We start from the raw sequence: 15166 nt of genomic DNA on the forward strand, positions 1-15166 counted from the left end.
TGATTTGCATTTTCACCCCAGCCCCCTCACCCGTCAAGCCTCGGATGGGCCCGGCTGGAGGCCAGGGGCCCCCGCAAAGCATCCTTATCCGTCCTATGCGTTCTCTTGCGTCGGAAACACGACACCCCTTGTAGACATCTACATGTGAGACCTGTTCCAGCCCTACGAGGCATCTGACACCTTCGGCGGTGTGGGGGGGACCCATCTTCGAACGGTGGTCGTATGACCCGTGAGGTGCGGCCATGAAGGACTCACTCCCCCCTGACTCGGCATCGCGTGCATGGCCCTGGTTCCTGGACAACGGCAGCGAGATGGGACGGCGAATCCTGGCGAGGGATTGGTCCCAGACGCCGCTCGGGCCCATTGAATCCTGGCCCCAGCCGTTGCGCACCGCGCTGGGCATGTGCCTGTCGACCCGCTTCCCCATGTTCATCTACTGGGGGCCCGAGCGTTTCCAGCTCTACAACGACGCTGGCATTCCCATCATGGGAGACAGGCACCCGCACACGGCCATGGCACCCGTGTGCGAGGTATTCCCCGAAATCTGGCACGTCATCCAGCGGATGTTCGACGGCATCGAACGCACGGGACAGCCGACGTGGTCGGAGAATCAGCTCCTGCCGCTCGAGCGGAACGGTATCGCCGAGGAGCGCTACTTCACCTTCTCCTACAGTCCCATCCTCGACGACGCCGGGAGGGTCGCCGGTATCTACACCGCGGCCATGGAGACGACGGGCCAGGTGCTGGGCCAGCGCCGCCTTCGCACCCTCCAGGCCATCGTGGACCGGGCGGCGGGCTCCACGTCCGTGGAGGCCGCGTGCCGTGAGGCGCTGAACGCGCTCGGGGACAACTCCGCGGACGTGCCCTTCACGGTGCTGTATCTCACGGACGCGGATGGCTCGAGTGCTTCACGGGTGGGCGCCCGTGGCGTGGAGCCCGAGAGCGCGGGTCTACCGTCACGCGTGGCTTTGCGCGTGGCCTCCGATGATCCATCGGGATGGATGCTGGCCCCCGTCGCGAGCACCGGCCGGGCCCAGCTCTTCACGGACCTGAAGACCCGGCTCCGCGCATTGCCGGACCCGAACGGATTGGGCGCGCCCCACTCCGCGCTCGTAGTTCCGCTGGCGACAGCGCAAGGAGAGAGCGCCTTCGGCTTCCTGGTCGTGGGACTCAGCCGCCGGCTGGTCCCGGATGGTGAATACCTGAGCTTCCTCGAGCTCGCGGCCGGGGCCATGGTGCGGATGGCCTCCAGCGCCCGCACCCAGCAGGAAGCGCGCGAACGGGCCGAGCGGCTCGCGGCCGTGGACCGGGCCAAGACCACCTTCTTCAGCAACGTCAGCCACGAGTTCCGGACACCGCTCACGCTGATGATGGGGCCCCTGGAGGACGCGCTCGCCGACTCCGAGGAAGGCCTGGGCCCTCGCCAACGCGAGCGGCTGGTGCTTCTGCGGCGCAACGCGGTGCGCCTCTTGAAGCTCGTCAACACGCTTCTCGAGTTCAGCCGCCTGGAAGCAGGACGCGCGCAGGCCTCGTTCGAACCGGTGGACCTGTCCACCTTCACCCGGGAGTTGGTGAGCCACTTCGAGTCGACGGCCAGACGTGCGGGCCTCGCCCTCACGCGGCATGCGCCTCCCCTCCCCGAGCCCGTGTGGGTGGATCGTACCTCGTGGGAGAAGGTCGTCTTCAACCTGCTCTCCAATGCCTTCAAGTTCACCTTCGAGGGTGGCATCACGGTGTCCCTCTTCCTGGAGGGAGCGGAGGTGGTGCTGCGCGTGGCGGACACGGGCACGGGGATTCCCGAGAAGGAGTTGAGCCACCTCTTCGAGCGCTTCCACCGCGTGGAGGGCGCCAGGAGCCGGAGCCACGAAGGCAGTGGCATCGGCCTCGCGCTGGTGCAGGAGCTGGTGAAGCTGCACGGAGGCAGCGTGGGCGTGGAGAGCACGCTCGGCCAGGGCTCGGCCTTCACGGTCCGCATTCCTCGAGGACACTCCCACCTGCCATCCGAGCACGTACGGCAGGAAGCGCTGCCGGCGAATGGGAGTCTCGAGCGGGCGGAGGGACACCTGCAGGAGGTGGCGAGCTGGTTGGCGGCGGAACCCTCGGAGGGTGTACCCGCGGAGGCACGCACCGGACGGCCGCTGTCCGGCGCCCGCGTGCTGGTGGCGGACGACAACGCCGACCTGCGCGCCTACCTCGAGAGCCTCCTCGCTCCCCATTTCTTGGTGGAGACGGTGGGAGATGGACATGCGGCATTGGAGGCGGCCCGGGCGCGCAAGCCAGACCTCATCCTCTCCGATGTGATGATGCCGATCCTGGGAGGCTTCGGCCTGTTGCGCGCGCTGAGGGCTGACCCTTCCTTGCGCGCCATCCCCTTCATCCTTCTCTCGGCCCGGGCGGGAGAGGAGGCGAACGTCGAGGGCCTGGAGGCGGGCGCGGACGACTACCTGGTGAAACCCTTCAGCGCACGCGAGCTGGTGGCTCGTGTGAGCACACAGCTGGAAATGGCCCGGGTGCGCCGTCAGGTAGCGGCGCATGAAGCCCGGGAAGCCATGTTGGAGGAGGCAGTCCGCGCCCGGGACGACTTCCTGTCCGTGGCGAGCCACGAGCTCAAGACTCCCCTGACCGCGTTCCGGCTACAGCTCGATCTGCTCGAGCGCGCCCTGGGTGCCGAAGCGCGGACACACCTGAGTGAGCGCCTGTCCGTCACGCACCGGCAGGTGCAGCGGCTGGCATCCGTGGTGGAAATGCTCCTGGACGTCTCGCAAATCACCTCCGGACACTTGCGTCTGCGCCTCGAGGAACTGGACCTCGCCACCCTCGTCACCGAGAGCGTGCGCCGGATGCGTGAGGAGATGACGGTGGCGGGGAATCTGTTGACGCTCACGGCCACCGCGGCGGTCGTGGGCCACTTCGACCGCGAACGCATGGAGCAGGTGGTGCGGAATCTCCTGTCCAACGCCATGAAGTTCGGGCAGGGCAAACCCATCGAGGTGAGCATCAGTCTGGCGGGAGGGCTGGCGCGCTTGAGGGTGGTGGATCATGGCATCGGCATCCCCCCCGAGGAGCACGAGCGCATCTTCGGGCGATTCGAGCGCGCCGTGTCCGTGACCCACTATGGCGGCCTGGGTCTGGGGTTGTGGATGACACGGCAGGTCGCGGAGGCACACGGCGGCTCGGTTGACGTGGCGGACACCGCCGGCGGTGGAGCCACCTTCGTCGTCGAGCTGCCGCTCGCTCCGGAGAGGATGTCCGGAGAGGCCCAGGCCTGAGCCTGGAGGCCACGCGTTCGAGCAATCGCTGGCCCCTCCTCCCGATGCTTCTGAAGGCTCCCGTCCACCTCCATGGTGGTCTCGGGGACTGTGCTCCAGTCGCTTCATCGGGGGGGCGGTCGCTTGCTCCAGATTCCTGGCTACCAGGACGTTCTACAAATCCACTGGGGACGCCAGTACGCCGTCTTCCGTGTCCGGGAGGAGCGTACCGGCACATCCTGGATCATCAAGAGGGTCCAGCCCGGGCCATACGCCGCCCATGCCACCGGCTCGCTCCGCCACGAGCACGAGATGCTGTGTGGATTGGACGTTCCAGGGGTGGTGCGGCCCCTCCGGCTGTTGGAGGTGACGGGAGACCTGGCGCTCGTCCTCGAGGACGCCGGTCCCTTCGATCTCGAGAAGCGCCTGGGACAGAAGCCGCTCGAGCTCGGGTCTTTCCTCGAGCTGGCCATCCAGGCCGCGGACATCGCCCGCCACCTTCACCAGCGCAACGTCATCCACCGGGACATCAATCCCTCCAACCTCGTCGTGCGGCCCGACACCTGGCGGCTGACGCTGATCGACTTCGGCACCGCGACCAGGGCCACGGGACTCGCGGGAGCGTCCGAGGGAACCCTGGCGTACATCGCGCCCGAGCAGACGGGACGGATGAACCGGCTCGTCGACCACCGGGCCGACCTCTACTCCCTCGGCGCCACCTTCTACGAGATGCTCACGGGCATTCCCCCTTTCGTCTCGGCGGACCCTGTCGAGCTCGTCCACGCCCATCTGGCCAGGTCGCCCGTTCCCCCGGAGCAGCTCAACCCCTCCATCCCCCAGGTCCTCTCCCGCATCGTCCTCAAGCTGCTCTCCAAGATGCCCGAGGAGCGTTACCAGAGCGCCGAGGCCCTCGCCCTGGATTTGCGTGAGGCCCGGCGTCAGAGGAAGGACACCGGCACCATCGCGCCCTTCACGCTCGCCTGGCATGACCGGGCGCGTGAGCTCGTCATCTCCGGCAGACTCCACGGGCGTGAGCACGAGCTGGCCTGGCTGCGCGGCGCGCTCGAGCGGACCGGCTCGGGCCCCAGTGAGGCCGTCCTCATCACGGGCGATGTGGGCTCCGGCAAGACCTCGCTCGTCCACGAAATGCGCAGGCGGTTCGCGGGCAAGGCCCGGTTCCTCCCCGGCAAGTTCGATCCGCTCCACGGCCACGTGCCCCATGCCTTTCTGGTGGAGGCGTTGGGCGGGCTCGTTCGCGGCCTGCTCCAGGAGCCACCCGCCGTGCGCCGCTCCTGGCGCCAGCGCCTGCGGGACGCGCTGGGCCCCAACGGCGGCATCCTGACCCGCCTCATCCCCGAGCTGACACGGCTCATCGGGGAACAGCCCTCCCCCGCCCCGCTGGGAGCCATGGGGACCGAGCGCCGCTTCCAGCTCTCCATCCAGGCCTTCATCCAGGTCTTCGCCACCCGCGAGAATCCCCTCGTCCTCTTCATGGATGACATGCAGTGGGCGGATACGGGCTCGCTCGGGCTGTTCCAGAGCCTGGCCACGGCACCGGACCTCCGCCACGTGCTGCTCCTCGGCGCCTATCGTTCCAAGGAGGTGGGCCCGGACCATCCCCTGACCCGGGTTCTCGGGGCGGTGCACGCCTCGGGGGCGCCCCTCCATACCCTCGAGGTGCCCCCGCTGAGCCTTCACGCGCTCATCGGACTCTGTAGCGGCACCCTTCACCGTGCGCCCCGGCACGTCGAGCCTCTGGCAAGGCTTCTGTTGCTCAAGACGGCCGGCAATCCCTTCTTCGTCGAGCGGCTCCTGCGGTTCCTCCACCAATCCGGGCTCCTGACCTTCGACACCGAACAGGAGCGGTGGAACTGGGACCTGGAACGTATCGAGCAGGTGGAAGTCACCGAGAACGTCATCGAGCTGATGCTCCCGGCCATCCGCCGGCTCCCCGAGCTCACCCAGCGGCTGCTCGAGATCGCCGCCTGTCTTCGTGGCCGGGTGGACCTCTGGCTGCTGTCCGCCGTGGCGGGCAGTTCCATCGAGGACACGGCCGGAGCACTCTGGAGCGCCATCCAGGAAGGGCTCCTCCTCCCCGCCACCCAGGGTCCCCGCTTCGCGCGGGGCGGGCGCCTGGCCTCGGAGAGCCCCGCGGCACCCGCCGCCACCTACCGCTTCGCGCACGACCGCATCCAGCAGGAAGTGTATTCGCTGCTTCCCGAGGACAAGAAGCGACACATCCACCGCCAGGTGGGCACCCGGCTGATGGAAGGAGTCTCCGAGCAGGAGCTCGACGAGCGCATCTTCGAGGTGGCCGACCACTTCGACATGGGCCAGGCGTCGAGCCAGAAGCTGGAGCCCTCCGAGCGCATCCAGCTCGCCGATCTCTACTGCAAAGCCGGCGGCAAGGCCGAGGCGGCCTCGGCCTTCAACTCCGCGCTCGTCTACCTGCGGCATGGCCTCGAGTGCCTCCCGCGCGAGGCGTGGCGGTCACACCCCGAGCTGGCGCTCCTGCTTCACCGCAAGGCGGCGGAGTGTGCGCACCTCACCGGAGATCATTCCCTCGCCGAGGCGCTCATCCAGGCCGCCCTGCCCCATGTCACCTCGGACCTCGAGAAGGTGGGCCTCTACGAAATCCATGTCATCGCCTACACCATCTCCCGGAACCTCCGAGAGGCACTCGCGTGGGGAAGAGAAGGGCTGCGGCTGATGGGGCAGGCTCCACCGGAGCATGCGCTCGAGCGTGCCCTCGCGGAGGAATCCGCCGCCGTGAACGAGCTGCTGAGGGGCCGCACCCGGGAGGAGCTCCTGGCGGCTTCCACCATGAGGGATCCGCGGCTCCTCGCCCTCATGCGGTTCATGTCGAGCGTCGTCATGGCCACGTATTTCGCGGACCAGCCCTGGTTGTTCACCTTCTTCCAGGCGCGGATGCTCCGCCTCTCATTGGAGCACGGCCACAGCGCCTACTCCTCGCATGCCTACGTGGCCTACGCGATGACCCTCGAGGTGCCCACGGACGGCGACGACACCGGCATGATGCTCGGCGAGACCGGGGTGGAGCTGAGCCGGCGCTACGCCGACCCGAGGCAGGAGAGCCGGTGCCTGACCACCTTCGCCGGGAGCGTGGCGCATTGGCGGGTGCCCTATCGGCTCAACCTCCCGCTGCTGCGACGGGCCGTGGCCGCGGGGATCGAGGGCAATGAGTTCATGTTCGCCGGCTTCGCCGCCACGCAAGTGGTGGAGGTCCTGTTCGCCATGGGCACCGAGCTCTCCCGCGCCCACGCGGAATGCGAGGCCAGCCTGGTGTTCACCCGGAAGGCCGGTCATCGGGACATGGCGAGCCTCCTCCTCGGATACCGCCAGGCCATCCGGTGCCTCCAGGAGCGGACCCACCCATGGGCGCGCTACGAGGATGCCTCGTTCTCCGAGACGGAGTACCTGGACTCCATCCGCTCGAGCCCGCTGGTGCTCTGCGAGTACCAGATCCTGCGCGTCCAGACGTCCTACCTGCTGGGAGACCTCGCCGATGCCCTGGAGATGTCTCGCGCCGCGGTCCCCCACCTCCACCTCGTGCGGCCCCTCCTCCCGTCGATCGATTACGCCTTCTACACGGCGCTGACGCTCGCGGCCTGCTACCCCTCGGCGCCCTCCTCCGAGAAGGACTCCCTCCTGGCCGGGCTCCAGGAGCACCTGCACCGGCTCGGCACCTGGGCCCACGGCTGCCCCGGGAACTTCCGCCACAAGCACCTGCTGGTCTCCGCCGAGCTCGCCCGCCTCGAGGGCCGCCAGAGCGAGGCCATGCGCCTGTATGACTCGGCCATCGACTCCGCTCACCAGAGCGAGTTCCCCCAGGACGAGGCCCTCGCGCATGATCTGGCGGGCCGCTTCTATTACGCCCTCGGCCACCGCCGCATCGCCGCCCTCTACCTGTGTGCCGCCGTGAAGGGCTTCGCTCGCTGGGGCGCCAGGGCCAAGGCCGTGGCACTGGAAGAGGAGTTCCCGGAACTCACCCTCACCGAGGCGCTGCCCTGGAAGACGCCCACCACGCGCGAACACGAGGAAGCACGCGGCGCCGCGCTCGACCTGCGCAGCATCCTCCGGGCCGCGGAGACCCTCTCCAGCGAAGTGGTCCTCGACCGGCTGCTCGAGAAGCTCATGACGGTGTGCCTGGAAGTCGCCGGCGCGCAGCGCGGTGCCCTGCTGCTCCACGAGGATGGCGCCCTCTTCGTCCGCGCCCTCGGCTCCACCTCCGAGCCCGTCTCCCTCGAGCGCACGCCCCTCCGCGCCTCCCAGCACGTGCCCTCCGCCATGGTGGCCCGGGCCTACGACTCCGGAGACGTGGTCATTCTCTCCGATGCCCGCCGGAGTCCCTTCTCCTCCGATTCCTACATCACCACCCACGCCCTCAAGTCCGCTCTCGCCGTCCCCATCCGCCGCCAGGCCCGCTCCGTGGGCGTGCTCTACCTGGAGAACAACCTCGCCACCCGTGCCTTCGCCCCCGGCCGCGTCCGGGTCCTCCAGCACCTCTCCTCCCAGATGGCCATCTCCCTGGAGAACAGCCTCCTCTTCGAGAAGCTCCACGCCGAGGTCGAGGAGCGCCGCCGGGCCGAGCGCGCCGTGCGCTTCCTGGCCGAGTCCTCCATGGCCATGGCCGAGTCCCTCGATTACGAGACGACCCTCTCCCGCGTGGCCCGCCTCGCCGTTCCCACCCTCGCCGACTGCTGCCTGGTCCTCGTCGCGGAAGAGCCCCAGACCATCCACTGCGTCGCCCTGACTTGCGCCAGCCGCGCCAAGGAGGAGCTCCTGCACGAAATCCAGCGGAAACACCCCATGGAATGGGACTCACGGCTGCCGGCGGTGGTGGCCCTGCGCACGGGCGAGCCGCAGGTCGTTCCAGAGATTTCCGAGGAGCTGCTCCGGGCCATCAGCGTGGATGCCGAGCACCTCGAGCTGCTGCGTTCCTACGGCATCCACTCCGGCATGGCCGTACCGCTCATCGCTCACGGCAAGAGCATCGGCTCCATCAGCCTGATGGGCGTGACGCCCGAACGCCGCTACGGGCCCGCCGACCTCGCCCTCGCGCAGGAACTGGCACGCCGTGCCGCGAGCTCCATCGACAACGCCCGGCTCTACCGCGAAGCCCGGGAGGCCATCCGCCTTCGCGACGAGTTCCTCTCCATCGCCTCCCATGAGTTGTACACCCCCCTCACCTCCCTCCAGATTTCCATGCAGGGGCTCACGCGCGCGACCGCTCCCGCTTCCCCCGAGGCCGTCTCCCGCATCTCCCACAACGCCCGGCGCCAGATACGCCGCCTCACCCGCCTCATCGACGAGCTCCTCTCCGTCTCCCGCCTCCAGGCCGACCAGGTGCACCTCCAACTCGAGGAGGTGGACCTCGCCGCCCTCACCCGCGAGCTCGTCGAGCACTTCCGTGAGGAGTCCGGCCCCTCCCCTCTTGTCTTCCAGACCGGCTCCCCCGTCATCGGCCGTTGGGACAGGACGCGCCTCGAGCAGGTCATCACCAACCTCCTCTCCAACGCCATCAAGTTCGGCAACCGCAAGCCCGTCGAGCTGGCCGTCACCGCCAACGATGGCATCGCGCGGCTCACCGTGAAGGACCACGGCATCGGCATCGCGCCGGACAGGCTTCCCCACATCTTCGAGCGTTTCGAGCGCGCCGTCTCCGCACGCGAGTACGGCGGGCTGGGCCTGGGGCTCTACATCGTCCACGAGCTCGTCTCGGCGCTCGGCGGCGCCATCCACGTCGACAGCACGCCAGGGGCCGGCACCTGCTTCACCGTCCATCTCCCGCGGTCCGGCCCCCCCACCCTCGGAGTCAGTGCCCCACACGCCGTCGGACACGCGTGAGGTTCCCGGGTCCGCCGGGGGCCCGCCTCACTTCACCGTCACGGAGATGGGCCCGGAGAGGGTCACGTTCCCCACCGCGTCATACGCCCTGGCCGTGAGCGTGTGCGTGCCCTTGGCCGCGCCCACCAGGTTCCAGGTCACGCTGTAGGGGGCCGTGGTGTCGGTGCCGAGGACGGTGGCGCCGTCGTAGAAGACCACCTGGGTGACACCCACGTTGTCACTGGCGCTGGCCTGGACGGTGGTGCTGAAGGTGAGGAAGGAGAACGAAGTGCCGTTGGCCGGAGAGGTGATGGCCACGGTGGGGCCGGAGTTGTCCACCATGACGGCGCGGCCCGCGGAGACGGTGACGTTGCCCGCCGCGTCGTAGGCCCGGGCCGTCAACGTCACGCTGCCATCGGGCCCGCTCCTCGTGTCCCAGCTCACCGTGTAGGGCGCCGTGGTGACGGTCTCGAGCAGCGTCGTGCCCGCGTAGAATTCCACTCGCGCCACGCCCTGGTTGTCGCTCGCGGTGGCACTGACCGGGACGATTCCCCTCAGCCAGGCGTTCTGGGCGGGAGCACTCACGGCCGTCGCCGGCGCGACGTTGTCGATGAACACCTCCACCGCGGCGGAGGTGTGGACGTTGCCGGCCTTGTCATGGGCCTTCACCGTGAGCGTATGGGGCCCTTGCGCCGCGCCCGCCGTATTCCAGGTCAGCGTGGTGCGGCCGCTGGACGCCGTGCCGAGCAGCGTCGTGCCGTCGTAGAACTCCAGCAGCGCGAGGGACAGGTTGTCGCTGGCGGCGGCCTGGAGCGTGACCGTCCCCCGGAGGAATGCTCCCTGCGTGGGGAAGGCGAACGCCGCGGCTGGCGGGCTGTTGTCGATGCGCACCGAGGACGAATCGGAAGCCTTGACGTTGCCCGCGTGGTCGTACGCCTTCACGGAGATCAAGTAGGACCCATCCGCCACGGTGGTGCTGTCCCAGCTCAGCTCATAGGGCGCGCTGGTGACGGAGCCGATCAGGATCCCACTGCCCCTGTAGAACTCGACCCGCGCGACCCCCAGGTTGTCACTGGCGGTGGCACTCAGCTGGATGGGTCCCCTGAGATAGGTGCCACTCGGCAGGCGCGGCGCGGTGAGGGCCACCGTTGGCGCGGTGTGGTCCACGCTCACCTCTACCGAGGCGGTGCTCACGTGGCCGATCTGGTCATGGGCCTTCACGGTGATCGTGTGGAGCCCGTCCGGCACGGTCCACGAGCTCCAGCCCCGTCTGAAGTCCCCACCGGAACCGGCGTCCAGCAGCGTCGTGTCGACGTAGAGCTCGATCCAGGGGACGGACACGGTGTCGGAGGCGGTGGCCTCGATCGTGACCGCGCCCCGGAGGAATGCCCCCTGCGAGGGGGAGATGAGCGCCACATCCGGTGGCGTGTTGTCGATGGTCACTCCGACCGCGGGAGAAGTCCCTTCGCGGCCCGCGGTGTCGTAGACCTTCGCGATGAGCGTATGGGCCCCATCCGCCACGCTCGCGGTGTCCCAGACGATGTAATAGGGCTCGCTGGTGCGGGTGCCCAACAGGGTCGTGCCGTCGTAGAACTCGACCTTCGTCACTGGATGGAAGAAATCGACCTCCGCGGACACCGTGACCCGTCCGTCGAGCCGCGAGGTGTTGCCGGGAGAGGTGAGCTTCACCTGCGGAGGTGATTCCACCGCGAAGACCACGTCGTCACGATCGTTGCTGGAACCCACGCTGCACGGCGTGGGGGAGTTGGCATACCCCGACCGGAGTTGAACTCGCACCGCCTGGAGCTTGCCCGGGGGCAGGACGTACTCCGCCGAGAACACCTGGTCTCCCCGTTGCCCTGGCTCGAACGTGGCCAGCAACGTCCACGATGGCTCGCTGGCATCGCTCGCGACGAACAGGTCCAACAGGGGGAACACACGGTCGATGCCGACGTGGGCATCGATCCGCACCCGCTCGCCTGTCGCGAAGGCCGCACCACTGAGGGTCGACACCTTGATCCGGCGGACCTGATCGTAGGGGTAGGCGATCGAGCCGTCGTGGCATCTGGGTCTGAGCGTATTGGGAGTATGGGGCTCCCAATAATCCGAGAGCCTGACGAGGTTCGTGGTGTCGCAGAAGGGAGCAAGCGTGGCGCACACGGGCACCTCGAGATAGCTGTCATATCGGGCGCTCACGGGCTGTTGGGTGTTCACCGTGAACGTGCTCGTGACGGAATTGCCCAGCCTGTCGAAGGCCGTCACCGCCAGGGTATGGGGGCCGTCCGCCTCCGCGGTGCTGTCCCAGTCCAGACTGAAGGGCGGCGTGGTGGGGTGCGCGATCCACCTCCCATCCCAGGAATAGGAGACCATGTTGATCGCGGCATCGTCCCTGGCGTCCACCCGCATGGGGATGATGCCGCTGAGCGTCGCCCCAGCCGTGGGGGAGATGACGGACAGGGCCGGGGGCGCACGGTCGACCGTCACGATCGCCGGGTTGGAGGTGGCGGCGTTGCCGTGGATGTCCGTGGCGACCGCCGTCAGCGTGTGCTCGCCGCTGGCCGCCGTCCGGCCGTCCCACGGGGCGCTATAGGGAGGAGCGGTGGCGATGCCGAGTGACGCTCCATCCACGAAGAACTCGACCTGGCTCACCCCGGAGTCGTCGCTGGCTTCCGCGGAGATCGTGTAGGTCCAATCCCCGATCGCCGCGCCCGTGGGGGGAAGGTTGAGGAGCGAAACGGACGGAGGCGTGCTCTCGACGAATCCAACAGCGAGCAATGTGACCAGGAGCCGCATGGATCTCCCCCTCGGGAGTCGGAAACGGTTTCCTGGTGTATTGAAGGAATCCTGGAGAAGTGGATCGTTCCAGCCACTTCAGTCCGGCCGCCAGCGCTCCGGGTCCACCGCGACGATCCGGAACTCGCCCGTGTACGTGTGGCCCTCGGCATCCGGCAGCCAGGTGTGATCGATCGCCGGGAGCATCTCCGAGACGAACACCGACTTCGCGCCCTGGAGCATCCGCAGGAAGTTGTCCACGGCGTGGGGACTCTCCAGGTCCAGGTAGCTGGGCTTGCGCTCCGAGGAGGCCTTGAAGAAGAGGAAGCGGGGCAGACCGTGGGCACGGGCCCAGCGGCGCACGCCGATGAGGCGCTCCACGGTGGTGGGAGCCTGGACGAAGGGCAGGTCGGCCACCTGGAAACGCCACGCCTCGCGCGCCGCCACGAGGCCGTCGAGGGTGATGCGTGGCATGTACGGCAGCGGGGGCAGCAGCGGGACGGTGATGACCGGGAGGATGACCTGCGCCACCTGCATGACGTCCCAGCACCGGGAGCCATCACGCGTACAGGACATGAGCCGTCCGTCCACCATCCTCAGCACCAGGTCGCTGAGCGCCACCACCTGGGAGCGGGGACGCCAGGAGCGGGAGGCACCGAACTCGAAGATGACGTCCTCGGGGTGCTCCGCGAGGGGGGTGACACCGCGGGCGCTGTAGATGTCGCCCTTCATCACGACGGGAGAGAAGCGCGGCCCCACGTCCTCGGCGATGGCGCCCAGCAGCCGCGAGGGCTCCGGGTGCGAGTCCATGAAGAACTCCTGCTCGAGGGAATTGACCGCGAAGTGGAGCTCGCCCAGGACGACCTGATAGTCGCCGCGCTGGAGGGCCTCCAGGCTCCTGGCGTTGATCATCAGATCCGGCGAGTGGTAGCGCGAGTTGGGCCAGCCTGGATGAGGGGCGGCGAAGAGCTCGCGAGCGAGGGGCTCGAGCGCCTCCGAGGAGAGTTCGAGCACGCGCTGCCCAGGAGCCTGGGGCAGGCCGAAGATGCGGGACCAGCGGGCCGTGAAGTCGGCCAACACGGGTTCGGCGAAGGCGGGGGGCTTGTTGACGTTCTCTGGGAAGATCTCGGTGGTGGCGGGCCAGAACAGGACGCCCTCCACGGTGTCCGTCCCCAGCTGCTCGCACATGGAGCGGAAGAGCCCAACCAGGGTCTCATGGCATCGGAGACCAATCTGGTAGCAGTACCAGCGCCCGGCGAGCATCAGCAGCGAGAGGGGACGCCGGATGCGCTCGATCAGCTCGGGGCCGAACGTCACGTCGAGACCCCGGCGGCAGTCCTCGTAGATCATGGTGCGCCCGCCGTACGTCATGCCGGCGTTGCGGGTGGCCCCCATGGACGTCAGGCGGCTGAAGCGGCTCTCCACCTCGCCGAGGGCCCGGTCCAGCGCGGCCGGGTCTCCCGCCGCGCGGGTGACGGCCTCGCGGGCCTCCACCAGCTCCGCGAGCTCGGCGAGAGCCGTGGAGCGCGCGGCCTCATCGCCGATCCGCTCCAGCAGTTGCCGCAGGACCACCTCGCGCCCGTGCGCCCGGGTGGGCAGTTCCAGCTCCCAGACGAGGACGCCGCGGGACCTCTGCTCCTCCAGCGCGGCGTAGACGTCCTCCTCCGAGGAGAACAGACCCTCGGCGATCACCGTGGTGGCGATCTCCCGGGCCATCCGCTCGCCATCACTCAACGTGAGCAGGCGCAGCGGCGTGGGAGACAGCTCCTCGCTGCCCAGGGGCATGTGCAAGGTCCGCCCCTCGATGCGCGCATAGGCCATGAGGCGGGGAGCGAGCCACGGCCTGATGCCGGGGAACCTGGAGAACTTCTGGGCCAGTGCCTCGATGGGCCAGAAATCGAGGGACACCCGGCGGCCATCGATGAGCGAGGGGCCGGGAAGGGCCGAGACGGAGGGGCCCTCCTCGGAGAAGGTGCCCCAGCCGAGCGGGCCGAAGAAGCCGATGGAGTCGTTCTTGACGGTGTAGCGCTGGAGGTAGTTGGCGACGAGCTGCTCCCGGGTGCGGCTCTTGGCGCTGCGCTCATCCGGCGGGCTGCGCAGCAACGGCTCGATGGCCGAGTGGAGCGCGGCGCGGTTCTGCCACACGAGCGCCTCGCGGAACAGGCTCTCGCGAGCCTGGGCCCGGAGGATCTCACCAAGGCGGGTGCTCTCGCGCTCGAACAGCGTGTCCAGACGGGCCCGGGCCGCCTCCTGCTCCGCCAGGCTGGAGCGCAGGGCCTCGAAGCGCGTGCGGGCCTCGTCCCCGGCCTGGAGCTCCTGGGGCATCCCTCCCCGGGCCAGACGTTTGATGGCGCCGTTGAGCGCGCGGGCCTCGTCCGGGGGCAACCCTTGCCGTACACGATCGAGGGAGGCGATGAGCTCTTGACGGAGCGCGTGGGTGCGCTCCTCGAGGTCCAACCACGCGTCCACCGCCGAGGCGAGCTCCCGGCTGGCGAGCTTCAAGACCTCCGACGCGGGGAATCCCGCGCCACGAACGCAGAAGTCCTTCCAGAGAGACCAGCCATTCGAGAGGGGGACCAGATGTCCGGGAGCGCTCTTCGGCATTGTCCGGACTTTCTAGCTCCCCGGACACAGGGCTGACAATGGTGGCCCCCGGAGCGGCTAGGCTGGGGGGCTCATGGGACTCGACCGCATCTATCAGGCCATCCCCGCCACGGCCGGCCTCATCGAGCGGGCGCGAGAAGACGCCTCGTTGGGTGAGTGGCTCGGGCTCGTGCCCATGTGGTTCCGGAAGGGACCTGGCGGCGCCCTGGCGCCGGGGAAACCCGATCCGGGTGAGCTCGAACTGTGGCAACGCGTCCACGCGCTCCTCGAGCAGCAACCAGGACTGGAGGAGCGGAACTGCGACCTGGAGCGGAGGTGGGACCAGCTCCACTACGTGCTGTCCGCCCACCGTCGAGGCGAGCCGGGTTCGGAGACCGACGCGCTGCTCGATGTGGCGGTACGCGGGGAGTCCCTCATCGCCGAACACGTGCGCTCGGGACAGGGCGTGCCGGTGCGCTACACGCCCCCCGAGCGGGTCGCGGAGATCGCCCGGGTGCTCACCCCGATGACATGGGAGTCACTCGAGAAGCAGTGCGTCCCGGACAGAATGGAAGCCGCGGGGGTCTACAAGTTCTTCGCCAGCCACGCCAACGAGCAGGAGTGGATCTGGCTCCGCGAACACTTCCACCGCTTCCGCGCCTTCTACCTGACGGCCGCCGAGCACGGGAACACCGTGCTGGTCTGCACGGATTGAG

5 protein-coding genes are annotated in these 15166 nt (G+C 68.7%); 3 read left to right on the forward strand and 2 right to left on the reverse strand.

The window, feature by feature from the left end:
• Positions 1–242: 242 nt before the first annotated feature.
• Positions 243–3269, forward strand: coding sequence for an ATP-binding protein (locus tag BO221_RS10290; protein ID WP_073560187.1), 3027 nt, complete (start codon positions 243–245; stop codon positions 3267–3269).
• Positions 3270–3392: 123 nt separating this feature from the next.
• Positions 3393–9116: an ATP-binding sensor histidine kinase gene (locus BO221_RS10295; protein ID WP_073560188.1), complete on the forward strand. Its 5724-nt coding sequence runs from the start codon at positions 3393–3395 to the stop codon at positions 9114–9116.
• Between the two features lie 27 nt (positions 9117–9143).
• Here the strand turns inward: BO221_RS10295 and BO221_RS10300 are convergent, their stop codons facing one another.
• Positions 9144–11888, reverse strand: coding sequence for an Ig-like domain-containing protein (locus BO221_RS10300; protein WP_073560189.1), 2745 nt, complete (start codon positions 11886–11888; stop codon positions 9144–9146).
• A gap of 78 nt (positions 11889–11966) precedes the next feature.
• Complete coding sequence (locus tag BO221_RS10305) at positions 11967–14369, reverse strand: lantibiotic dehydratase (protein ID WP_158079812.1); 2403 nt, start codon at positions 14367–14369, stop codon at positions 11967–11969.
• 175 nt (positions 14370–14544) lie between these two features.
• Between BO221_RS10305 and BO221_RS10310 the strand changes: the two genes are divergently transcribed.
• Positions 14545–15165, forward strand: a complete 621-nt coding sequence (locus tag BO221_RS10310; RefSeq protein WP_073560191.1) for a DUF1877 family protein — start codon at positions 14545–14547, stop codon at positions 15163–15165.
• Position 15166 lies beyond the last annotated feature (1 nt).

The organism is Archangium sp. Cb G35, from assembly GCF_001896145.1.
GTDB lineage: Bacteria > Myxococcota > Myxococcia > Myxococcales > Myxococcaceae > Archangium > Archangium violaceum.